13 protein-coding genes and 2 pseudogenes are annotated in these 23,769 nt (G+C 72.0%); 11 read left to right on the plus strand and 4 right to left on the minus strand.

The window, feature by feature from the left end; translation table 11 throughout:
- Positions 1–141: 141 nt before the first annotated feature.
- Complete coding sequence (locus AB0F04_RS26945) at positions 142–1,386, minus strand: Ig-like domain-containing protein (RefSeq protein WP_362045465.1); 1,245 nt, start codon at positions 1,384–1,386, stop codon at positions 142–144.
- A gap of 189 nt (positions 1,387–1,575) precedes the next feature.
- Between AB0F04_RS26945 and glgX the strand changes: the two genes are divergently transcribed.
- Together glgX and AB0F04_RS26955 are read left to right on the plus strand one after the other, a co-directional pair.
- The gene (gene glgX, locus AB0F04_RS26950) at positions 1,576–3,828 is read left to right on the plus strand and encodes a glycogen debranching protein GlgX (RefSeq protein WP_362045468.1); all 2,253 of its coding nucleotides are present in this window, start codon (positions 1,576–1,578) and stop codon (positions 3,826–3,828) included.
- Positions 3,829–4,162: 334 nt separating this feature from the next.
- Entirely contained in the window at positions 4,163–5,587 is a 1,425-nt protein-coding gene (locus AB0F04_RS26955) for a sulfatase-like hydrolase/transferase (protein WP_362045471.1), read from the plus strand.
- A gap of 34 nt (positions 5,588–5,621) precedes the next feature.
- Here the strand turns inward: AB0F04_RS26955 and AB0F04_RS26960 are convergent.
- A pseudogene (locus AB0F04_RS26960) lies at positions 5,622–5,687 on the minus strand (DNA-binding response regulator); the annotation flags it as partial.
- A gap of 249 nt (positions 5,688–5,936) precedes the next feature.
- Here AB0F04_RS26960 and AB0F04_RS26965 point away from each other — a divergent pair.
- The 7 genes from AB0F04_RS26965 (at position 5,937) to AB0F04_RS26995 (ending at position 17,933) form a co-directional block, all read left to right on the plus strand.
- Positions 5,937–7,760: an ABC transporter ATP-binding protein gene (locus AB0F04_RS26965; protein ID WP_362045474.1), complete on the plus strand. Its 1,824-nt coding sequence runs from the start codon at positions 5,937–5,939 to the stop codon at positions 7,758–7,760.
- On the plus strand, positions 7,757–9,655 hold the full coding sequence (locus tag AB0F04_RS26970; RefSeq protein ID WP_362045477.1) for an ABC transporter ATP-binding protein: 1,899 nt from the start codon (positions 7,757–7,759) through the stop codon (positions 9,653–9,655). The genes AB0F04_RS26965 and AB0F04_RS26970 overlap by 4 nt, the downstream gene beginning before the upstream one ends.
- A gap of 19 nt (positions 9,656–9,674) precedes the next feature.
- Positions 9,675–11,429, plus strand: coding sequence for an ABC transporter ATP-binding protein (locus tag AB0F04_RS26975; RefSeq protein WP_362045479.1), 1,755 nt, complete (start codon positions 9,675–9,677; stop codon positions 11,427–11,429).
- Positions 11,426–13,219, plus strand: coding sequence for an ABC transporter ATP-binding protein (locus tag AB0F04_RS26980; RefSeq protein WP_362045482.1), 1,794 nt, complete (start codon positions 11,426–11,428; stop codon positions 13,217–13,219). The genes AB0F04_RS26975 and AB0F04_RS26980 overlap by 4 nt, the downstream gene beginning before the upstream one ends.
- Positions 13,220–13,389: 170 nt before the next feature.
- Positions 13,390–15,450: a M4 family metallopeptidase gene (locus AB0F04_RS26985; RefSeq protein ID WP_362045485.1), complete on the plus strand. Its 2,061-nt coding sequence runs from the start codon at positions 13,390–13,392 to the stop codon at positions 15,448–15,450.
- Between the two features lie 249 nt (positions 15,451–15,699).
- A complete protein-coding gene (locus tag AB0F04_RS26990) occupies positions 15,700–17,346 on the plus strand; it encodes a M4 family metallopeptidase (RefSeq protein WP_362045487.1) in 1,647 nt (548 codons plus the stop codon).
- Between the two features lie 59 nt (positions 17,347–17,405).
- Positions 17,406–17,933, plus strand: coding sequence for a DUF1990 domain-containing protein (locus AB0F04_RS26995; RefSeq protein ID WP_362045490.1), 528 nt, complete (start codon positions 17,406–17,408; stop codon positions 17,931–17,933).
- A 43-nt stretch (positions 17,934–17,976) separates the two neighbouring features.
- On the opposite strand, the pseudogene AB0F04_RS27000 reads toward AB0F04_RS26995, so the two are convergent.
- Both AB0F04_RS27000 and AB0F04_RS27005 read right to left on the minus strand, forming a co-directional pair.
- Positions 17,977–18,096, minus strand: a pseudogene (locus tag AB0F04_RS27000) (IS5/IS1182 family transposase); the annotation flags it as partial.
- A gap of 592 nt (positions 18,097–18,688) precedes the next feature.
- The gene (locus tag AB0F04_RS27005; protein WP_362045493.1) at positions 18,689–21,307 is read right to left on the minus strand and encodes a glycosyltransferase family 1 protein; all 2,619 of its coding nucleotides are present in this window, start codon (positions 21,305–21,307) and stop codon (positions 18,689–18,691) included.
- A gap of 277 nt (positions 21,308–21,584) precedes the next feature.
- Between AB0F04_RS27005 and AB0F04_RS27010 the strand changes: the two genes are divergently transcribed.
- Both AB0F04_RS27010 and AB0F04_RS27015 read left to right on the plus strand, forming a co-directional pair.
- Complete coding sequence (locus AB0F04_RS27010) at positions 21,585–22,787, plus strand: S8 family peptidase (protein ID WP_362045495.1); 1,203 nt, start codon at positions 21,585–21,587, stop codon at positions 22,785–22,787.
- 214 nt (positions 22,788–23,001) lie between these two features.
- On the plus strand, positions 23,002–23,769 hold a 768-nt coding region (locus AB0F04_RS27015), incomplete at its 3' end, for a maltotransferase domain-containing protein (protein ID WP_362045498.1).

Here is a 23,769-nt window from a genome sequence, read left to right on the forward strand (position 1 = left end):
TCCCAGGGCCTGGTCAGGCCCGCACCCCGCGCGTCCCCCGCGCGTCGGCGCATAGTAACCACATGGCACCGGGCACCGGCGGCCCGCGAATGTCACCGTTCGGTCCCAACGGATCACAGGCCAACGCACCCCAGTGTCCTGTTACTTCACGGCACTGCCCGCCTTCCATGCATTCCAGCTCATATTCCATCCTCCGAGCCCGTTGTCGGGAGAGACCTTTTTGTCATTGCTGTTGACGACCTCCACCACGTCCCCGACGAGGCTGCGGTCGAAGAACCAGCCGGCCGGGGTGTCCGAACTGCCACCCTTCACATCGCGCAGTCCGATGCAGCCGTGGCTGACGTTGGTGCGGCCGAACACCGAGTGGTGCGCCCAGTAGTTGCCGTGCAGGAAGGTGCCGGATTCGGTCAGGCGCATGGCGTGGGGGACGTCGGGGATGTCGTACTCGCCTTTGCCGTCGCGCGTCTTGAAACCGACGGTGGCGCCGTTCATCCGGGTGACGTCGAGCATCTCCGTGACCACCATCTTGCCGTTGTACGTGGTGTGCATCGGCGCGCCCGCCGTGACGGGCACGGTGGCCAGGGGCTCGCCGTCGCGCCGGACCTCCATGGAGTGCGCGGCGGCGTCGACCACGGACACCTGGCTGCGGCCGACGGTGAAGGAGAGCGTCTTGTGCTGCAGGCCGTAGACCCCGGGCGCGCCCTCGACGTCGCGCAGCCGCAGAGCGACGGTGACCCGGGTGCCGGGTTTCCAGTAGTCCGCGGGGCGGAAGTCGAGGCGGGTCCTGCCGAACCAGTGCGGGCGGACCTCGACGGCCGGGCGGGCGGTGACCCGGACCGCGCGTTCGACGGCGGCGCGGTCGGCGATCGGGCGGCTGAACTCCAGGGAGACGATCATGCCGGTGCCGACCGTGGAGCGGTTCTCCGGGGCGACGTAGCCGATGAAGCGTTCCTCGGGGACGTAGGTGGTGAAGGTGGTGTGCCGGGCCGAGCGGCGCCCGTCACCGTCCACGGCCACCGCGTCGACCGTGTACTTGGCGGCCAGTGCGAGCTGCTCCTCGTCGGGTTCCCAGGTCAGGCCGTCGTCGGAGAGGTGCCCGGGCACCGGGGTCTCCTGCGCGTCCTGCGACCTGACGACCTTCACCTTCTCGAGCCGGCCGTCGGGCACGCGCACCCGCAGCTCCCTGTCGGGGCGCACACCCCTGCTGCCGTCGCCGGGCGAGACCTTGATGACGTCCTCGGGCGCCGGGGGCGCGCCGGGGGCCCCGGTGATCCCGTCCGCGTCCTCCGAGGTGCACCCCGCGGCCCCGGCGAGGAGTCCTGCCCATGTCACTACGGCGGCCAGCGCGGCCCTCGCGCGCCGCGCGCGCCCTTGTACGTGCCTCACGCGGTGCCCAACGACCGGTCGTGTCCCCGGGAAACGACCATGCCCGCCCCCGGGGAAACGTGAGTGCGACCCAAGCTCTGGGCAGAACAGTGGGGAGGACGACGCGCAGGGGAGCCGCGACCCGGGCCGCAGCACAGGACCGCACCCCTCTGTCCCCCGTCGTCCCACGAGCCGGTGGGAGGCTGACAGGTGTCCAGCGCAGCCGAGCAGGAGGCGGTGGCCGGTCATCGGGCCACCGGGAACGGGCGCCAGGCCGCCGCCGTGAACGGTGCGCGCAGGGCCGCGCCGCCGCCCACCGTGCCCGCGTGGCCGGGCGCGCCGACCCCGCTGGGCGCCCGGTTCCGGGTCGGTCCGGGCGGGGTCGCGGGCACCAACTTCGCGCTGTGGGCGGGCGGGGCCGAGGGCGTCGAGCTGTGCCTGTTCGACGAGGCGGGCAAGGAGGCGCGGGTCCGGCTCGCCGAGCTGACCCACGGGATCTGGCACGGCTTCGTTTCCGGCGTGCTGCCCGGACAGCGCTACGGCTTCCGGGTGCACGGCCGCTGGGACCCCTGGACGGGTGCCCGCTGGAACCCGGCGAAGCTGCTGCTCGACCCGTACGCCCGCGCCGTGGACGGGGACTTCGGTCTGCCGCCGGAGGTGTACGGGCACGTCCGGGACTGGCCGCAGCAGCACGTCGCCGACACCGTGCGCGACGACCGCGACTCGGCGCCGTACGTGCCGAAGGGCGTCGTCGTCCAGGACGACGACGACTGGGCGGACGACCGCCGCCCGAAGACGCCGTGGGCCGACTCGGTGATCTACGAGCTGCACGTCAAGGGCTTCACGCGGCTGCACCCGGGCATACCCGAGGAGCTGCGCGGCACCTACGCCGGTCTCGCGCACCCGGCGGCGATCGAGCACCTGGTCAGGCTGGGCGTGACGGCGGTGGAGCTGCTGCCGGTGCACCAGTTCGCGCACGAGGACCACCTGTTGCGCAGAGGTCTCAGGAACTACTGGGGGTACAACTCCATCGGCTACTTCGCCCCGCACGCCGGGTACGCGGCCTCGGGGACGGCCGGGCAGCAGGTCGGCGAGTTCAAACGGATGGTGCGCGCCCTGCACGCGGCAGGGATCGAGGTCATCCTCGACGTCGTCTACAACCACACCGCGGAGGCGGGCGAGCTCGGTCCGACGCTGTCCCTGAAGGGCATCGACAACCGGGGTTACTACCGCCTCCAGGACGACCCCCGGCGCTACGCCGACTACACCGGCTGCGGCAACACCCTGCACGTGGTCCAGCCGCACGTGCTGCGCCTGATCACCGACTCGCTGCGCTACTGGGTCACCGAGATGGGCGTGGACGGCTTCCGCTTCGACCTGGCGGCGGCGCTGGCCCGCTCCATGCACGACGTCGACATGCTCTCCCCGTTCCTGGCGGTCATCGCCCAGGATCCGGTGCTGCGCCGGGTGAAACTGATCGCCGAGCCGTGGGACGTGGGGTCGGGCGGCTACCAGGTGGGGGCGTTCCCCCCGCTGTGGACGGAGTGGAACGACCGGTACCGCAACGCCGTGCGGGACTTCTGGCGGCACGCGCTGCCGGACGTGCGGGAGATGGGCTACCGCCTGTCGGGCTCCAGCGATCTGTACGCCTGGGGTGGGCGCAGGCCGTACGCGTCCGTCAACTTCGTCACCGCGCACGACGGCTTCACCCTGCGCGACCTCGTGTCCTACGAGCGCAAGCACAACGAGGCCAACGGCGAGGGCAACCGGGACGGTACGGACGACAACCGGGCCTGGAACTGCGGCGCCGAGGGCGAGACGGACGAGGAGGGGGTGCGGGCGCTCAGGCGGCGGCAGCTCAGGAACCTCATGACCACGCTGCTGCTGTCGACCGGGGTGCCGATGCTGGTCGCGGGCGACGAGATGGGCCGCACCCAGCGGGGCAGCAACAACGCCTACTGCCAGGACAACGAGATCAGCTGGGTGGACTGGGAGCTGCTGGAGGACCCGGGCTGGCAGGCCCTGTTCGCGCTGACCTCCCGGCTGATCGCGCTGCGCCACCGCCACCCGGTGCTCAGGCGCCGGGCGTTCTTCTCGGGCCGGGCGCAGACCGCGGACGGGCTGCGCGACCTGGCCTGGTTCACGGCCCGGGGCACGGAGATGACGGAGCAGGACTGGTACGCGCCGGCGGCCACGCTCGGCATGTACCTGTCCGGCCGGGACATCCCGGGCCGCGACGAACGCGGGGAGCAGATCCTCGACGACAGCTTCCTGGCCCTCCTTCATGCGGGCGAAGGGCCGGTGGACTTCGCGCTGCCGGGGCCGCCGTGGGCGGAGAAGTACGAGGTGGTCGTGGACACGAGCCTGGAGGAACAGGGGGAGATGCCGGGTGTGGAGCACCGCGCGGGAACGGAGATCACCCTGCCGGCGCGGTCGGTGCTGCTGCTGCGCGTGACGGGCTGACGCATCGTTTCGCCAACCGGCCGAGGGGGCGAGGGCGGGCCATGCCGGCCTGCGGCGCCGCCGCTGCGGGCAGGGGACCGAGGCGCCGTTTCACCACCGGCCGTGAAGACGAGACCGGGTCATGGCGCCGCGGGCGGGCGTGGGCGGAGGTGCCGTTGGCCGGTCGGTGGGGTGAGCCGGGCCGGGATTGTTGCGCCGCGTTGCGGGTCCGTGAACGCGGTGGGGATCTTCTTGACCCCGCCGCCGCACCGCTGGCAGCGTCGCTGCTGAGCCTCGGCTCCACCCCCCACTTCTCTCCCCCCACTCCTCCCCTCGGACCCTCCAGGACCTCCGCATGCCCGAAATATCCCGTCGTGCCCTCGGTGCCCTCGTCGGCGGTGGTGCCGTGGGCGCCGTGGCCGGTACGGCCGGTACCGCAGAGGCGGTTCCCGTCGAACGCCCCTTCCGGGCCCGCCCCGGCGCCGCCTCCGGACAGCGCCCCAACATCCTCGTCATCCTCGCCGACGACCTCGGCTGGGCCGATCTGTCCTGCTACGGCGCCCCGCACATCAGCACGCCGAACCTGGACCGGCTGGCCCGCCAGGGGGTGCGCTTCACGGACGCCTACTCGGGCTCCGCGACCTGCTCCCCGACCCGGTTCAGCCTCTACACCGGCCGCTATCCGGGACGTACGGAGGGCGGACTGGCCGAGCCGATCGCCGACCGGTCCCAGGGCCTGGACCCCAACCACCCCACCCTCGCCTCCCTCCTGGCCAGGACGGGTTACGCCACCGCACTCATCGGCAAGTGGCACTGCGGCTGGCTGCCCGACTTCAGCCCCACCAAGTCGGGCTGGGACGAGTTCTTCGGCAACTTCGGGGGCGTGCTGGAGTACTACTCCAAGCTCGGCCAGCTCGGCGCGTACGACCTCTACGAGGGCGACGCCGAGTACAAGGACCTCAGGTACTACACGACCGTCCTCACCGAGCGGGCGGTGGAGTACGTGCGCCGGGACCACGGCCGGCCCTGGCTGCTCAACCTCAACTTCACCACCCCGCACTGGCCCTGGCTCGCCGAGGGCGACGAGGAGAGTGCCGCCGGGATCGCGGCGAAGATCAGGGCGGCGAAGAGCCAGGCCGAGATCGGCAGGGCGCTGAACCACTACGACGGCGGCTCGGTCGCGAAGTACACGCAGATGGTGCAGAGCCTGGACGCGGCCGTCGGCGAGGTGCTCGGCGCGCTGCGCCGCTCGGGGCAGGAGGAGAACACCCTCGTGCTGTTCGCCAGTGACAACGGCGGCGAGCGCTGGTCGTACCTGTGGCCGCTCAGCGGCGGCAAGTCCTCCCTCCAGGAGGGCGGCATCCGGGTGCCCGCGATCCTGCGCTGGCCCGCCCGCGTCGACGGCCGGCAGGTCAGTCACGAGCCGCACTTCTCCCCCGACTGGACCGCGACCCTGCTGGAGCTGGCCGGCGCCCGCCCCGACCCGGCGTATCCGCTGGACGGCACGAGCCTCGCCGGGTATCTGCTGCGGGGCGAGGAGCCACCCGTGCGGGACCTGTTCTGGCGCGTGCGGGGCAACAGGGCGCTCAGGCGCGGCGACTGGAAGTACCACCGGGACGCGAAGGGCACCGACCACCTGTACAACCTGGCCGAGGACCAGCGGGAACAGGCCGATCTCGCCCCGGACCGGCCGGAGCTGCTCGCCGAGCTCAGAGCCGCCTGGGAGAAGACCGACCGGACCCTGCTGCCCTACCCGGACCAGCGGCCCCAGCCGTCCTGACCGTCCCGGCCGTCCTGGCCGTCCAACCGTCCTGGCCGAGGATCCCCCGCCGGTACGCCGTCGCGACCGCCGCCGCGCGGTCGTTGACGCCCAGCTTGGCGAGAGGGTCCCGGTGGGGCGGGGCCCGGCACATCGGCCGTCACGCTCGAACGGACATCGGCCGATCGGTTGATGCGGCCGTACGACCCGGCGGGGGCGGCCGTACGGCCGAGCGGGTGCATTCGTGGGGCACGGCGGGTGCCGCCGTACGGCCCGCCGAACGTTCCCCCAGGTCGGGGGGCCGGGGGCGGGCCATGTCCGGCGGAAACTCGGTGGGAAGTGTCAGTGACGATCCGTAGGCTCGCTGCTGATGGCCACGACACCCGCCCCCGTCCAGGACCGTTCCGCCGTGCGCTCGTTGCTGCGCCTGTGGCCGTACGTGCGGCCCGCGCGGGTGCGGCTGTTCAGTGCCGCGTTCGTCGCGATACTCGCCTCCTGCGTGGGCCTGGTGATCCCGCTCGTCCTGAAGTGGATGGTCGACGGGCCGATCGCCGGGCGGGACCCGGGCGGGGTGTGGCTCGGCGCGCTGTACCTGCTGCTGCTCGGCTTCGCGGAAGCCCTGCTGTTCGGGCTGCGGCGGTTGCTGGTGGCCCGTCCGCTCACCCACGTCGAGGCGTCCATGCGGGCGGGACTGTACCGGCACCTCCAGCGCTTGCCGGTGGCCTTCCACGACCGGTGGGCCTCGGGGCAGTTGCTCTCCCGCGGCACCACCGATCTGATGCTGCTGCGCCAGTTTCTCGCCTTCCCCCTGACCTTCCTGCTGGTCAACGGGGTGACCATCGTCGTGGGCGTGGTCATCATGCTGCTCCAGGACTGGACGCTGGGGCTGGTCGTCCTCGGGCCCGCCGTGCCCGTGATTGTCACCTGCCTGGTCTTCGAGAAGCGGTACGCGCGGGTGGCGCGGCAGGCCCAGGACCAGGTCGGTGATCTGACGACGGTCGTCGAGGAGAGCGTGCTCGGCATCCGCGTCATCAAGGGCTTCGGCCGCCACCGGAGCCAGGCCCGGGCGTTCCGGGACCTGTCGCGGACGCTGCGCGGCACGGAACTGCGCAAGGCGCGGCTGCTGGCGACGATCTGGGGCGTCATCGTGACGCTGCCGGAGGTGGCGATCGGGGCGGCGCTGGTGGTGGGGGCCGTCCAGGTGGCCGACGGTGCCCTGTCGGCGGGGACGCTGGTGGCGTTCCTGTCGACGGCGCTGGCGTTGCGGTGGCCGGTGGAGTCGATCGGGTTCCTGCTCGCGATGAGCCAGGAGGCGGCAGCGGCGACGGAGCGGTTCTTCGAGGTGATGGACGAGGAGACCGAGCACACCACCTCCGAGCGCCCCACCTGCGAGCACACCGCCTGCGTTGCGCGGACCGGCGCGAAGGACCCTCACGACACGGGCCTGCGCTTCCACCACGTCCGGTTCCGCTACCCGGACGCCCCGCCCGGCACCCCTCCCGTCCTGCAGGACGTCGACCTGCACATCCGCCCCGGCGAGTCGATGGCCCTGGTCGGGGCCACCGGCAGCGGCAAGACCACCCTCACCGCGCTCGTCCCCCGCCTCTACGAGCTGACCTCGGGCCGCATCACCCTCGACGGCTGCGACGTCACGCGGCTGTCCAGAGAAGCGCTGCGTGCCAAGGTCGCCGTGGCCTTCGAGGAGCCCACGCTGTTCTCGGCCGCGGTCCGCGACAACGTTCTCATGGGGGCGGCCGACACCGCGGGCACCGCCGATCTGGAGCGTGCCCTCGCCGTCGCCCAGGCCGACTTCGTGCATGCCCTGCCCCAGGGGACGGACACCCGGGTGGGTGAGCAGGGCCTCAGCCTCTCCGGTGGCCAGCGCCAGCGCCTCGCGCTCGCCCGGGCCGTCGTCGGGCAGCCGGAGTTCCTCGTCCTGGACGACCCGCTGTCGGCCCTGGACGTGCACACCGAAGCAGCCGTCGAGGCCGCCCTGCGGCAGGTGCTGGCGGACACCACCGCCCTGATCGTCGCGCACCGCCCGTCCACCGTGCTGCTCGCCGACCGGGTCGCACTGCTGTCCGGCGGCCGGATCGCCGCGATCGGCACCCACCACGAACTGCTCCGTACGAACGCCGAGTACGCGCACCTGATGTCCGGGGAGACGTCAGGGGAAGAGGAGGGCGCACGATGACGGCGGCCACCGGCACACCGGCCGGCGACAAACCAGACAGCCGATCCGACGGCCGATCCGACGATCGCCCCGGGGGCCGGCCCGACGACCGTCCGGCCGGCACCGGCGACCCCTTCGACCAGGACGCCCTGCCCACCCCGCCGGGCGCCACCGGAGCCCTGCTGCGCTCCCTGCTCGCGCCCATGAAGGTGCGGGTCACGGTCACGACGGCCCTGCTGCTGCTCCAGCAGGCCGTCGTGCAGGCGGGCCCGCTGCTCGTGGCGTACGCCATCGACCGCGGCGTGCCGGCGTTCCGCGCGCAGGACCACGGGCCGCTGATCGCGGTGGGCGCCGGGTATCTGGCGTGCGCGCTGGCCGCGGGCGGGCTGCAGTTCGCGTTCGTCGCCGCCGCGGCCCGGGTCAGCCAGGACGTGCTGCTCGACCTGCGCGGCCGGATCTTCCGTCACGCGCAGGCGCTGAGCGTCGACTTCCACGAGCGCTACACCTCGGGCCGGCTCATCTCCCGCTCCACGACCGACGTGGAATCGCTGCGCGAACTGCTGGACGAGGGCCTCCAGGAGCTCGTGACGGTGATCCTGTCCTTCGTCTACATCTCGGCGATGCTGCTCTGGCTCGACCTGGGGCTCGGGGGCGTGGCGGTGGCGTCCCTGGTTCCGCTGTACGCGCTCGTGCGGTGGTACCAGCGGCGGGCCGGGCGGGTGTACCGGGCGCGGTCGACCGCCATCGCCGCCGTGATCGTCAAGTTCGTCGAGACGATGAACGGGATCCGCCCGGTGCGCGCCTTCCGTCGCGAGTCCGCCAACGACGCGGACTTCGGCGAGCTCAACCGGCGGCACGAACGGGTCAACGGCGACGCGCTGCTGGAGATGGCCCGCTACGTCACCGGATCCCGCCTGGTCGCCAACACGGCGGTCGCGGCGATCGTCCTGTGGGGCGCCCACCGGGTCGCGGAGGGCACCCTGGCCCTCGGTGTGCTGGCGGCGGCCGTGCTGTACCTGCGGCGGCTGTACGACCCCATCGACCGGCTCGGGATGTTCCTGAACTCCTACCAGTCGGCGGCGGCCTCGCTGGAGAAGATCGCCGGCCTGCTCGCCCAGAGTCCGTCCGTCCCCGAGCCGGTCACCCCCCGGCAGCTCCCGCCGCTGGAGAGCGAGCACCCCGGCCGCGAGGTGGTCTTCGACGGCGTCCGCTTCGGCTACCGCACCGGCGGCGAGGTGCTGCCGGCGTTCGACCTCACCCTGCCGGCCGGGCAGACGGTCGCGGTCGTGGGGTCCACGGGCGCCGGCAAGTCGACGCTGGCCAAGCTGCTGGCCCGGTTCTACGACCCCTCCGGGGGCCGGGTGCTGCTGGACGGGGTCGACCTGCGCGACCTCCCCGTGCCGGAACTGCGGCGCGGGGTGGTCATGGTGACGCAGGAGGCGTTCCTGTTCTCCGGAACGGTCGCCGACAACATCGCGATCGGCCGCCCGGACGCCACCCGCGAGGAGATGGAGCAGGCGGCGAAGGAGATCGGCGCGCACGACTTCATCAGCTCCCTGCCCGACGGCTACGACACCGACGTGCGCAAGCGGGGCGGCCGGATCTCCGCCGGGCAGCGGCAACTGGTCGCGTTCGCCAGGGCGTTGCTGGCCGACCCGGCGGTGCTGATCCTCGACGAGGCGACCAGCTCGCTGGACGTCCCCGGTGAACGTGCGGTGCAGCGGGCGATGACGACGGTGCTGAAGGGCCGTACGGCGGTGGTCATCGCGCACCGGCTGTCGACGGTGGAGATCGCGGACCGCGTCCTGGTGATGGAGCGCGGCCGGATCGTGGAGGACGGTGAACCGGCCGAACTCATCGCGGGCACGGGCAGGTTCGCGGATCTGCACCGGGCCTGGCGGGACAGTCTGGCTTAGGGCGGCGGAGGGCGGGCGGATGATCGACGCGTACGAGGACCCCGGCACACCCGACCACCGAGGCGGCGCCCGGTACCTGTGGTGGCTGGTCATGCGGCAGCCCGGGCGGTGTGCCGCCGGGGCGATGTTCGGCAGTGTGTGGATGGTGCTGCTGGCGGCCACGCCCTATCTGATGTCCCGGGCCATCGACGACGGTCTGGAGCCCGGGGACATGAGCGCGCTGGTGCTCTTCAGCGGCGCGCTGTTCGCGGTGGGGGCGTTCAACGCCTGGCTGAGCATCATGCGGCACCGCACCATGACGCGGGTCCGTATGGACGCCAACTTCCGGACGGTGAAGGTGGTCGTCGGCCAGGCGGTCCGGCTCGGGTCGTCCCTGTCCCGGCAGATGAGTGCGGGTGAGGTCGTCACGATCGGCGTGGGTGACGTCCAGACGATCAGCCAGTCCCTGACGGTCGTCGGCCCCGGCGTCGGCGCGGTCGTGGCCTATCTGGTCGTCGCCGCCCTGCTGATCTCGGTCTCCGGGCTCATCGCCGCGGTCGCGCTGCTCGGCATTCCGGTGCTCGTCCTGCTGGTCGGCCCGCTGCTGGGCCGGCTGCAGGGCTCGGAGGCGGAGTACCGCGAACGCCAGGGTGTCCTGACCGCCCGCATCGGCGACCTCGCCGGTGGCCTGCGGGTCCTCGCCGGTCTCGGCGGCAAGGACCTGATCTCGGACGCCTTCCGCCGGGACTCCGAGCGGCTGCGCGAACAGGGCTACCGCGTCGGCGCGGTGACCAGCTGGGTCCAGGCCCTGGGCATCGGCCTGCCGACCCTGTTCCTCGCGGTGGTGACCTGGCTGGCGGCCCGCCTGGCCGCGCAGGGCCACATCACCGTGGGCGAGCTCGTGTCGGTCTACGGCTACGTGGCGGTCCTGGTGGGCCCGGTGTCCTTCTGGGTGGAGTGCGGCTACCAGATCAGCCGCGGCCTGGTGTGTGCCCGGCGGGTCGTACGGTTCCTGCGCCTGGAGCCGGTGCCCGACACCGGCACCCGGGACGCCCCCTCCGAACCGTCGGTGCTGTACGACCCCGAGTCGGGCGTGCGCATCCGGCCGGGCCGCCTGACGGCGCTGGTGGCGGAGCACCCCGCGGACGCCACGGCCGTCCTGGACCGCCTGGCCCGCTACACCCCGTCGAACGCCACCTGGGGTGAGACGCGCCTGGACGACATCGCCCTGGCCCAGGTCAGGTCCCGCATCCTGCTGGCGGACCACGAGGCGGACCTGTTCGCCGGAACCCTCCGGGAGATGATCGCCCCTTCTCCTGGGGGCGCGGGGAGCTCCGCGAGCCGCCACGGAGAACCCGCGGACGCCGCACCGCGGGACCCGGCGACCCGGAAGGCGCTGCACACCGCCGCGGCCGAGGACATCGTCCAATCCCTCCCCGGCGGCCTGAACTCCCCGATGACCGCCCAGGCGCGCAACCTCAGCGGCGGCCAGCGCCAGCGCATCCGCCTGGCGAGAGCACTTCTGGCCGACCCCGAGATCCTCCTCGCCGTCGAACCCACCTCGGCCCTGGACGCCCACACGGAAGCCACGGTCGCCTCCCGGCTCGCCGCGGCACGGCACGGCCGCACCACGGTCGTCACCACGACCTCCCCCCTGGTCCTCGACCGCGCGGACACCGTCCTCCTCCTGAAGGACGGCAAGGTCACCGCCGTCGGCACCCACCACGAGCTCCTGGAATCCACCCCCGGCTACCGGGCCGTCGTCGCACGGGACACCGAGGAGGCCCTGGGATGACCCGCACCCATCTCCCCGTCGCCGCGCGGCAGGACGTCCGGCGCGCGATGGCGGACCTCGTCCGGGCGGACACCCGGGCCTTCTGCACGGTCCTCGCTCTCAACGCCCTGGCGGCCCTGGCCGGTCTCGCGGGGCCGTGGCTGCTCGGCCGGATGATCGACGACGTGCGGGCGGGCCGCGGCCTCGGAGCCGTCGACCGGCTCGCCCTCGCCCTGTTCCTGTGCGCCCTCGCCCAGTTGCTCCTGGCCCGCTGGGCCCGTTACGTGGGCCACCGCTTCGGCGAACGGACCCTGGCCCGCGTGCGGGAGCGGTTCGTGGACCGGGCCCTCGCCCTGCCCGCCTCGGTGGTCGAGCGAGCCGGCACCGGCGACCTCACCGCCCGCGGCACCTCCGACGTCACCACCGTCGGCAACACCCTGCGCGACGCCGGCCCGGAGCTGCTCGTCAACCTCGTCCAGTGCCTGTTCCTGATCGGCGCCGTCTTCCTCCTGGACCCCCTGCTCGGCGCCCTCGGGGTGCTCGGACTCACGCCCGTCTGGCTGGCGTTGCGCTGGTACCTGCGCCGGGCCCGGGACGGTTATCTCGCCGAGGGCGCGGCCACCTCGGACGTCGCGGAGATCCTCGCGGCGACCGCGTCCGGCGCCCGTACGGTCGAGGCGTTCCGCCTGGAGAGGCAGCGCACGGCCGCGAGCCGGGACGCCCTGGAGACCTCCCGCCGCACCCGCTTCCACACGCTCTACCTGCGCAGTGTGTTCTTCCCGGCCGTGGAGGTGTCCTACGTCCTGCCCGTGGCCGGTGTGCTGGTGATCGGCGGGATGCTGCACGCCTCGGGCGCGATGAGTCTCGGGGCGGTGGTGGCGGCGGCCCTGTACCTGCACCAGCTGAGCAACCCGCTCGACGAGATCCTGGTCCGGGTCGAGCAACTGCAGAGCAGCGGGGCCTCGTTCGCCCGGGTGGAAGGGCTCGCCGGGGCGTCGCGGGGCGACGGAGAGGGCGAGTGCCCGGATCCCGACGGTGACCGGATCGACGTCGTGGGGGCGCGCTACGCGTACGACGGGGGCGTCGAGGTACTGCACGGTGTCGATCTGACGGTTCGCCCCGGGGAGCGGCTCGCCCTGGTCGGGCCGTCCGGGGCCGGCAAGACCACGCTGAGCCGGCTGATGGCGGGTATCGACGCGCCGACCGCGGGCTCGGTGACGGTCGGCGGCGTGCCGGTGGCCGGTCTGGGGCCGGAGCGGCTGCGCCGCCAGGTCGTCCTGGTCACCCAGGAGCACCACGTGTTCCTCGGCTCGGTCCGCGACAATCTGCGGATCACCGAACCGGCCGCGGACGACGAGCGGTTGTGGCACGCGCTGGCCGTGGTCGGCGCCGACGCGTGGGTGCGGGAGCTGCCGCAGGGGCTGGACACCCCGCTGGGGCAGGGCGGTCGCCGTACCGACGGTTCGCAGGCGCAGCAACTCGCCCTGGCCCGCGTGGTGCTGGCGGACCCGCACACGCTGATCCTCGACGAAGCGACCGCGCTGCTCGACCCGACGACCGCCCGGCACACCGAGCGGGCCCTGGCCGCCGTCCTGGAGGGGCGCACCGTCATCGCCGTCGCCCACCGGCTGCACACCGCCCACGACGCCGACCGGGTGGCGGTGATGGAAGACGGCCGGCTGACCGAACTCGGTACGCACCACGAGCTGGTGGCGGCCGGTGGGACCTATGCGGCGCTGTGGCACTCGTGGCACGGGGACCCCCGCGAGGAGCACGGGAATCCGCCCGGAGACGGCGAAGCGTCCGTATAGCGAACATGAACTTCCGGACAACGAACCGTTTCCGGCCATACTTTTGACGCGGTCCTGACAGAAAGCGCGCTCCCCTGCCACGCTTCCCACGACTGCTCCACAGGAACCCCACAGCAACACCTCCACCTCCCCAGGCCGGGCGACCCCCGGTCCCGCAGAAGGAGTCAGTGTTGAGAAGCAGTTCCTCGCGAAGAGGCACCTCCCACAGACGCACTCCCCACACCCCCCGCCGCACCGCGGCCGTGGCCCTCGCCGGCGTCGCCGCGCTGATCGCCGCCGCCGTCCAGGGCGGCACCGCCATCGCAGCACCGGAGAAGGCACCGTCGGCCGCGAGCAAGGCGAACCCCGGCTCCGAATCGGTCAGGCTCACCCCCGCCCAGCGCGCCGCGCTGATCCGGGAGGCCGACGCCGGCAAGGCGGAGACCGCGAAGGACCTGGGCCTCGGCGCCAAGGAGAAGCTGGTCGTCCGCGATGTCCTGAAGGACCGCGACGGCACCGTGCACACGCGCTACGAGCGCACCTACGACGGTCTGCCGGTGCTCGGCGGCGACCTGGTCGTCGAGAGCACGAAGGCGGACACCACCGCGGCCGTCGTGAAGGCCACCCGCGCCGCCATCGAGCCGGCGACGACGAAGACCGCGGTGCCCGCCGCGAAGGCCCGGCAGCAGGCCCTGAAGGCCGGTGAGGCCGACGAGGCCAAGAACACCGACATCAACCGCGCGCCCCGCAAGGTGATCTGGGCCGCGAGCGGCAAGCCGACCGTGGCCTACGAGACGGTCGTCGGCGGCTTCCAGCACGACGGCACCCCCCAGGAACTGCACGTCGTCACCGACGCCACCACCGGCGAGAAGCTGTTCGAGTGGGAGGCGATCGAGACCGGCACCGGCAACACGGTGTACTCCGGCACGGTCGACCTCACCACCACCCAGTCCGGGTCGACGTACAACCTCACCGACGGCGCCCGCGGCAACCACAAGACGTACAACCTCAACCGCGGCACCTCCGGCACCGGCACCCTCTTCTCCGGCCCGGACGACGTGTGGGGCAACGGCACCCCCTCCAACCTGGAGTCCGCGGGCGCCGACGCGCACTACGGTGCCGCCCTGACCTGGGACTACTACAAGAACGTGCACGGACGCTCGGGCATCAAGGGCGACGGCGTCGGCGCCTACTCCCGGGTCCACTACGGCAACAACTACGTCAACGCCTTCTGGTCCGACAGCTGCTTCTGCATGACCTACGGCGACGGCTCGGGCAACGCGAACCCCCTGACGTCGATCGACGTGGCCGCCCACGAGATGACCCACGGGCTCACCTCGAACACCGCCGGTCTCAACTACAGCGGCGAGTCCGGCGGCCTGAACGAGGCCACCTCCGACATCTTCGGCTCGACGGTCGAGTTCTACGCGAACAACTCCTCCGACGTCGGTGACTACCTCATCGGCGAGGAGATCAACATCAACGGCGACGGTACGCCGTTGCGCTACATGGACAAGCCCAGCAAGGACGGCTCGTCCAAGGACAGCTGGTACTCGGGCATCGGCTCGATCGACGTGCACTACTCGTCGGGCCCCGCGAACCACTTCTTCTACCTGCTCTCCGAGGGCAGCGGCACCAAGACCATCAACGGTGTCACGTACAACTCGTCCACCTCGGACGGCCTTCCGGTCACCGGCATCGGCCGCGACAAGGCGGAGAAGATCTGGTTCCGCGCGCTCACCACGAAGTTCACCTCGACCACCAACTACGCGGGTGCCCGCACCGGCACCCTCGCGGCCACCGGTGAGCTCTACGGCACGGACAGCGCCGAGTACAAGGCGGTCCAGCACGCGTGGGCGGGCATCAACGTCGGCACCCGGCCCGGCGACGGAGGCGGCGGCGGCACGTCCTTCGAGAACACCGCCGACGTGGCGATCCCGGACCGGGGCGCGGCGGTCAACTCGCCGGTCACCGTCTCCGGCCGGACGGGCAACGCGCCGTCCAACCTCCAGATCTCGGTGGACATCGTCCACACCTACATCGGTGACCTCAAGGTGGACCTGGTCGCCCCCGACGGCACGGTCTACACGCTGAAGGGGTACGGCACCGGCGGGAGCGCCGACAACATCAACACCACCTACACGGTGAACGCCTCCTCCGAGGTGGCCAACGGTGTCTGGAACCTGCGAGTCCAGGACAACGCGGCCATCGACACCGGCTACATCAACAGCTGGAAGCTGACGTTCCCGTAGATCCTCAGGCCGGTGGGCCCACAGCCCCGTAAGTCCGCAGGCCCGTAGGTCTTCAGGTCAGGGCGCCGCCCCGGTGGGTTCGAATCCCCCGGGGCGGCGTCCGTTTCACGTGTCCTCGCGTACATCTGGCCGTCGTTTTCCGGCCAACATCACCGCCACTCCTGACATGTACGCGTCTTGAGTGCCAGTCTTCCCCCACCCGCTCAGCACCACCGCAGCACAGCACTTCCCCCACATCGAGGAGCTTGTGTGTCCACCTCTTTCTACGCGCGTCAAAAGCGCGCGACGCTCGCCATCGCCACCGCCGTCGCCGCAGGTGCCCTGCTCACCACCGGTCTGACCTCGACCAGCAGCGTCGCCGCGGACTCCGCGAGCAAGCCGGCCCTCCCCGCCGCCCCCGTCCTGCTCTCCGCGCAGGCCCGCACCGCGCTCGTGCGGGAGCAGCAGGCGGACGCCACGAAGACCGCCGACGCGATAGGCCTCGGCTCCCAGGAGAAGCTGGTCGTCAAGGACGTCGTGAAGGACGCCGACGGCTCGGTCCACACCCGCTACGAGCGCACCTACGCCGGCCTGCCGGTCCTCGGCGGCGACCTCGTGGTGCACGAGTCGAAGTCCGGCGCGGCCAAGGGCGTCACCAGAGCCACCGAGGCGACCCTGAAGGTCGCCTCGCTCGAACCCGCGGTCACCGCCGCCAAGGCCGAGAAGCAGGCCGTGACCCTCGCCAAGGCGGCCGGCTCGGAGAAGACCGAGGCGGACTCCGCTCCCCGCAAGGTGATCTGGGCGGCGAGCGGCAAGCCGGTCCTCGCCTACGAGACCGTCGTCGGCGGTCTCCAGGAGGACGGCACCCCGAACGAGCTGCACGTCATCACCGACGCGGCCACCGGCAAGAAGCTGTACGAGTACCAGGGCATCGAGACCGGCACCGGCAACACCACCTACAGCGGCGCCGTCACCCTCGGCACCACCGCGTCCGGGTCGACGTACAACCTGACGGACGGCACCCGCGGCGGTCACAAGACCTACAACCTCAACCGCGGCACCTCCGGCACCGGCACCCTCTTCTCCGGCGCCGACGACGTCTGGGGCACCGGCAACCCGTCCAACGCCGAGACCGCCGCCGCCGACGCCCACTACGGCGCCCAGATCACCTGGGACTTCTACAAGAGCACCTTCGGCCGCAGCGGCATCCGCAACGACGGCAAGGCCGCCTACTCCCGGGTCCACTACGGCAACAACTACGTCAACGCCTTCTGGTCCGACAGCTGCTTCTGCATGACCTACGGCGACGGCTCGGGCAACACCCACCCGCTGACCTCGCTGGACGTGGCCGCCCACGAGATGAGCCACGGTCTGACGTCGGCCACGGCCGGCCTGAACTACAGCGGCGAGTCGGGCGGTCTCAACGAGGCCACCTCCGACATCTTCGGCGCGGGCGCCGAGTTCTTCGCGAACAACTCCTCCGACAAGGGTGACTACCTCATCGGCGAGGAGATCGACATCAACGGCGACGGCAGCCCGCTGCGCTACATGGACAAGCCCAGCAAGGACGGCTCGTCGAAGGACGCCTGGTCCTCAAGCCTCGGCAGCGTGGACGTCCACTACTCCTCCGGTCCCGCCAACCACTTCTTCTACCTGCTGTCCGAGGGCAGCGGCTCGAAGACCATCAACGGCGTGACCTACAACTCGCCCACCTCCAACGGCTCCACGGTCACCGGCATCGGCCGGACCAAGGCGCTGCAGATCTGGTACAAGGCGCTGACGACGTACATGACGTCGACGACCAAGTACGCCCAGGCCCGTACGGCGACCCTGAACGCCGCCTCGGCGCTGTACGGCGCTTCCAGCACCGAGTACAAGGCGGTCGCGGCCGCCTGGTCGGCCGTCAACGTCGGCTGACCTCGGCACGGCCACGGGCGGCACCCGGATCGCAGGACGGTCCGGGTGCCGCCCTACTCTTGGGGACCGTGTCTTCTACGGATTCGCAGGACTTCACCTACGCCGATGTCGGCGCCACCCGTGACCAGGGTTTCTGCCCGCCGGGCTTCCGTCCCATGAACGTACGCACCCGGCTCGGCGAGGGCGAGGAGGTCTTCCGCCGGGCCGCGGAGGCCGTCCTCACCTGGGAGATGCACCGGGCGATGGGCGTCGGCCTCGACGCGAGCGCGGACCGGGCCGCCCCCGGCGTCGACGTCACGGTCACCCTCGGCGGCATGATCAAGGCTCCCTGCCGCGTGGTCTGGACGGTCGAGGAACCCCGCCGCGCCGGCTGGGCCTACGGCACCCTGGCGGGTCACCCGGAGACGGGCGAGGAGTCCTTCGTGGTCGACCGCACGGGAGACGGCACGGTGTGGCTGACGGTGAACGCGTTCAGCCGTCCCGCCAAGTGGTACGCGAAGGCGGGCGGCCCGGCGACGAGGGGCTTCCAGCACGCGTACGCCCGCAGGTGCGGCACGGTCCTGCGCCGGCTTTCAGCGCCCCTCTAGAGGTGTTCCCGTGCGGGGCGTGAGTTGTCTCGTGAGGGCCAGGTCGCGACGGGGCATGTTCCACACGGGCCCGGGCCCGGCGGTGGACGGCGTGCTCCGCTTCTTGTTGCCGGCTGAGGTGTGTCCGACCGCGTCGTTTTCGGTGCGGAATGCCGAGGCCGGTGCTTCATGATCTGCGGGTCGTCTGACGTCGACCACTGCGGAACGCACGTGGCCCCGTGGCGGCTTCGACTCTCCTGCCGGCCGCATCTCGTAGGGGGTGAAGCGGATGTCGGCGGAGCGGAAGGCGTCCAGGTCGGGCACCGTACTGATCAAGCCATGACCGCGAGGAGACCTCAGGGGCGGTTTCCACTTGGGGTCGCGGCGCTACAGATGCAGACAGCGGAGTGCGTCCTCAGGGTGTTCCAAGAGGCACTTGGCTTGATTCGGAGTCGGGATCAGCGGGTCGGCATGAGCCGTCTGCGCCATCCCCATAGGCGCCAGGACGGCGATCAGTGCGGCGGCAGTCAGGGCCACGGCGCGACGGATCCGCATTCGGACCTCCTCAGGGGTTCCGTTTTCCTTCCCCTGAAGCGTGGCCCTCTGACCGGTTACTGAGAACCCAATGACCGGAGAAACGGCCATGCGGGTGATGGGTCGCACGCCCGCGCTAATCCCTCGAGTGTTGACATCCCGCATCAATGCCCAGAGCGCCCGGGGCGCCGTGTGTGCGGCGCACGCGTTGGCGCCCCCGGCCGAGCCCGAATACGGCGAACTCACCGCATGAGCAACCCCGCAGCCGCCACCAACTCCTCGGAGGGCCCCGCGACCAAGCCCAACTCCGCACTGGAGGCCAACAGCCGATGCGCGGGAAGGATCCGCACCGTGTACCCAAAGGGCCCGGTGCGATCCAGCGACAAGGGCCCCTCGTAAACCCAGCGTCCGTCCTGGTCGGGCGACCCCACCGGCTTCAGGGGAACAACCGTCGCGTCCCCGATCCGGTCCTCCTCGTCCACCCGCCCGGACACGACCTGCACGTCCACGTCATCCGGCCCGAGATCGCCGAGGGCGACCCGCACCCGGAGCCCCAGCGTCGTCCCGAGCTCCGCCAGCACCTCCGACGCCGACGTCTCCACATGGTCGACGGTGACACCCGGCCACGCCGCCCGCACCCTCGTTTTCCACTCGGCGAGATCACGCGCCGCGTCCGGCCCCACGGCCCGGTGGGAGAGCGCGGCCGGCGCGTAGAGCCGCTCAACGTACTCGCGGACCATCCGCCCGGCCAGCACCTTGGGCCCGAGCAGGCTCAGCGTGTGCCGGACCATCTCGATCCACCGGTCGGGCAGCCCGCTGCGCCCCCGCTCGTAGAAGCGGGGCGTCACCCGCTGCTCCAGCAGGTCGTACAGCGCCGCGGCCTCTATGTCGTCCCGGTGGTCCTGGTCGGTGCCGACGCCGTCCGCCGTGGGGATGGCCCAGCCGAAGTCGGGCTGGAACCACTCGTCCCACCAGCCGTCGAGGACCGACAGGTTGAGACAGCCGTTGAGCGCGGCCTTCATGCCGGACGTGCCGCAGGCCTCCAGCGGGCGGAGCGGGTTGTTCAGCCAGATGTCGCAGCCGGGGTACAGCTTCTGCGCCATCGCCATGCCGTAGTCGGGCAGGAAGACGATCCGGTGCCGTACCCGCGGGTCGTCCGCGAACCGCACCAGCTCCTGTACCAGCCGCTTGCCGCCGTCGTCCGCGGGGTGCGCCTTGCCCGCCACGACGATCTGGACCGGCCGCTCGGGGTGCAGCAGCAGGTCCATGAGCCGGTCCCGGTCGCGCAGCATCAGCGTCAGGCGCTTGTACGAGGGGACGCGCCGGGCGAAGCCGATCGTCAGGACGTCCGGGTCGAGCACGTCGTCGATCCAGCCCAGCTCGGCCGTATGGGCGCCGCGCTGCCGCCAGGAGGCCCGCAGCCGCTCCCGGACCTCCTCGACGAGCTGCTCGCGCAGCACCCGCCGCAGGTCGAAGATGTCCTGGTCGGGGATGTCGGCGACGGCGTCCCAGCGGTCCGGGCCGCCGACGGTCACGGCGTCCTCGGCGCGCCGGCCGCCGATCTGCCGGGCACCCAGCTCGAACACCTCGGGGGCGACCCACGTGGGGGCGTGCACCCCGTTGGTCACGGACGTGATCGGCACCTCGTCGGCGTCGAAGCCGGGCCACAGTCCGGAGAACATCTCGCGGCTGACCTTGCCGTGCAGCAGGGAGACGCCATTGGCGCGCTGGGCCAGGCGCAGTCCCATCACGGCCATGTTGAAGAGGTTGGGCTCCCCGCCGGGGTAGGTCTCCATGCCCAGCCGCAGGATGCGGTCGACGTCGATGCGGGGCAGTTCGGCGTCGGGGCCGAAGTGCCGGGCGACCAGCTCGCGGTCGAAACGGTCGATGCCGGCCGGTACGGGGGTGTGGGTGGTGAAGACCGTCCCGGCGCGCACGGATTCCAGCGCCGAGTCGAAGTCGAGCCCGTCCGCGCACAGTTCCGCGATGCGCTCCAGACCGAGGAACCCCGCGTGGCCCTCGTTGGTGTGGAAGACCTCCGGCGTGGGGTGGCCGGTCAGCCGGCAGTACGTCCGTACCGCCCGGACCCCTCCTATGCCGAGGAGCATCTCCTGGAGCAGCCGGTGCTCGCTGCCGCCGCCGTAGAGCCGGTCGGTCACGCCGCGCTCGCCGAGGTCGTTCTCCTCGACGTCGGAGTCCAGCATCAGCAGCGGGACCCGGCCGACCTGCGCCAGCCAGATCCGGGCGTGCAGGTGCTTGCCGCCGGGCAGGGCGAGGGAGACCTGGGCGGGGGTGCCGTCGGGCTCCTCGAGCCGGACGACGGGCAGCTCGTTCGGGTCGAGGACGGGGTAGTGCTCCTGCTGCCAGCCGTCCCGGGACAGGGTCTGGCGGAAGTAGCCGTGCCGGTAGAGCAGGCCGACGCCGATCAGCGGGACGCCGAGGTCGCTGGCCGCCTTGAGGTGGTCGCCGGCCAGGATGCCGAGACCGCCGGAGTACTGGGGCAGGGCGGCCGTGATGCCGAACTCGGGTGAGAAGTAGGCGATCGCGGCGGGCAGTTCCTCGGGCTGGGTCTGGTACCAGCGGTCGCCGGTGGTGTAGTCGTGCAGATCGCCCGCGACCGCGGCCAGGCGGCGCAGGAACGGGCCGTCCCCCGCCAGCTCCGCGAGCCGCGCGGGCGGCACGCTGCCGAGCAGCCGGACGGGGTCGCCGCCCGAGGCGGCCCACCGCTCGGGGTCGACGGACCGGAACAGGTCACGGGTCTCCGCGTGCCACGACCAGCGCAGGTTGCGGGCCAGGTCGCTGAGCGGCCGGAGGGGGTCGGGGAGAACGGGTCGGACGGTGAATCGACGGATCGCCTTCACGGGTTCCACCTCGGCGCGTTCGCTGGATTTCGCAGGGCTTCGACGACGTCTCCTACGACAGTACCCACGTCGGCGCCCCCGCCGCCGAGGCTCCGCGACCCGACCCCCGATCGGCTTGAACGGCACCATCGGCGGATATGGCCGATTCCACCCCCGTAGGCGTCCTTGTGGCACTTCACCCGTCACGAGAGGCTGCCTGTCGGCGTACCGGCCCGCGCCCGCCGCACGCGGCGCCGCGCGGCCGCCGTACGCCGAGTCGAGGAGGGGACATCGGACCATGGCTCGGACGCGCGAGCGGAGTCTGCGCCGGACGGGGGGCCTGGTCGCGGCAATCTGCGCCGCGGCGTTTCCGGCCACCACCCTGCCCGCGCAGGCCGTACCGGAGGGGCGGATACTCGGCGCCGGATCACCCGGCTCCGTGCACGGGAGTTACCTGGTGACACTGAAGGAGGGCACGCAGGCCCGGTCGGCGGCCGGAAAGGCCCTCGCCGGAAAGTACGGGGTGGAGATCAGCCATGTCTACGGCACGGTCCTGAACGGCTACGCGGTTCGCGCGGACGGGAGACAGGCCGGACGGCTGGCCGCCGACCCGCGTGTCGCCTCGGTCGTCCAGGACACCCGCGTGCGCCTGGACGGCGTGCAGAAGGAACCCCCGTCCTGGGGGCTGGACCGCGTCGACCAGCCGCGGCTGCCCCTGGACCGGAGCTACACCTGGCCCCGGTCGGCCGGTGCGGGGGTGACGGTGTACGTGATCGACACCGGCGTCCGGACCACCCACCAGGATTTCGCAGGCCGGGCGTCCCACGGCTGGGACTTCGTCGGGAACGACCGGGTGGCCTCGGACGCGGACGGCCACGGCACGCACGTGGCCGGCACGGTCGCCGGGACGACCCACGGCGTCGCCAGGAGGGCCCGGATCGTCTCCGTGCGCGTCCTCGACGCGGGGGGCGGGGGCACCACGGCCCGGGTGATCGCCGGGATCGACTGGGTGACCCGGCACGCGAAGAAGCCCGCGGTCGCCAACCTCAGTCTGGGCGGACCGCGCAACGAACGGCTGGACGCCGCCGTCCGCGCCTCGATCGCCTCCGGCGTCACCTACACGGTCGCCGCGGGCAACGACGGCAGGCCGGCGGGACTGTATTCCCCGGGGAGCGTGAAGCAGGCCCTCACGGTCGGCGCGACCGACCGGGAGGATAGAAAACCGGCCTTCTCCAACCACGGTCCGGCGCTCGATCTGTTCGCGCCGGGCGTCGGCATCACCTCCGCGTCCGCCGCGAGCGACACCGCGTGGGCCGCCTTCTCGGGTACCTCGATGGCGTCCCCGCACGCCGCCGGTGCGGCCGCGCTCTATCTGGCCGATCATCCGAAAGCCACTCCGGCGCAGGTGGGGAGGGCCCTGACCGCCCGAGCGGCGACCGGGAAGGTCTCCGGCGCGGGCATCGGTTCGCCGGACAAGTTACTGCGGGTGCCGCGCGTGTAGGGCGAAGGAGCGGCCACGTCAGGAGCCGGTCTCGTCCGTCGCGGACGAGGCCGGTCTTGTGTGTCGACATACGCGTGAGTAGTTAACAAAGTGCCGGATTGCTCACCCGAATAGGGTGGGAAGGCTCCTGCGGGTACCCCTCTCAGGAGCACCCTGCAGGACCCACCTCCCCACAGACATCCGCCTACCCACGTTGACGCGGACAGGAGCGGTCATGCCCGCCAAGCACCACTCGCCAGCACCCCCCAACCGCCGCACCACCGGGGCGCGCGCACCCGGCGGCGAAGCACGCCCCGCACGCCCGGCCGACGCCGGCCCACCGGCCGCGCCGCCGCCCCCCGCCGGTGACGCGACCGCCGTCGGGCGCATACCCGTCCTGGACGTCCGTCCGGCGGTCCAGCAGGGACGCCGTCCGGCCAAGGCCGTCACCGGCGAGACCTTCGAGATCTCGGCGACCGTGTTCCGGGAGGGGCACGACGCGGTGGCCGCCAATGTCGTCCTCAAGGACCCCGAGGGCCGCCCCGGCCCGTTCACGCCCCTGCGGGAGCTGGCCCCGGGTACGGACCGGTGGGGGGCCACGGTCACCGCGGGGGAGCCCGGGCTGTGGACGTTCATCGTGGAGGCATGGGGGGACCCGGTCAGTACCTGGCGCCATCACGCCGAGATCAAGATCCCGGCGGGCATGGACACGGACGTCGTCCTGGAGGAGGGCGCGCGTCTGTACGAGCGGGCAGCGGCCGGTGTGCCCGAGGAGGAGGGACTGCGCGCAGTGATCCTCACCGCCGTCGACGCCCTGCGGGACGAGGACCGCCCCGCGGCGTCTCGTCTGGCGGCGGCGCTGACGCCGGAGGTGGACGCGGTCCTGGCCCGGCATCCGCTGCGGGATCTGGTCACCAGCAGCGAGCCGCTGCCGCTGCTCGTGGAGCGCGAGCGGGCCCTGTACGGCTCCTGGTACGAGTTCTTCCCCCGCTCCGAGGGCACT

Source organism: Streptomyces sp. NPDC029041 (assembly GCF_040637515.1).
Lineage (GTDB): Bacteria > Actinomycetota > Actinomycetes > Streptomycetales > Streptomycetaceae > Streptomyces.

What these genes read in the sequence shown, in the direction of transcription:
- AB0F04_RS26955 (WP_362045471.1), top strand. Translation starts at nt 4,163, where the DNA reads ATGCCCGAAATATCCCGTCGTGCCCTCGGTGCCCTCGTCGGCGGTGGT.
- AB0F04_RS26965 (WP_362045474.1), top strand. Translation starts at nt 5,937, where the DNA reads ATGGCCACGACACCCGCCCCCGTCCAGGACCGTTCCGCCGTGCGCTCG.
- AB0F04_RS26970 (WP_362045477.1), top strand. Translation starts at nt 7,757, where the DNA reads ATGACGGCGGCCACCGGCACACCGGCCGGCGACAAACCAGACAGCCGA.
- AB0F04_RS26975 (WP_362045479.1), top strand. Translation starts at nt 9,675, where the DNA reads ATGATCGACGCGTACGAGGACCCCGGCACACCCGACCACCGAGGCGGC.
- AB0F04_RS26980 (WP_362045482.1), top strand. Translation starts at nt 11,426, where the DNA reads ATGACCCGCACCCATCTCCCCGTCGCCGCGCGGCAGGACGTCCGGCGC.
- AB0F04_RS27010 (WP_362045495.1), top strand. Translation starts at nt 21,585, where the DNA reads ATGGCTCGGACGCGCGAGCGGAGTCTGCGCCGGACGGGGGGCCTGGTC.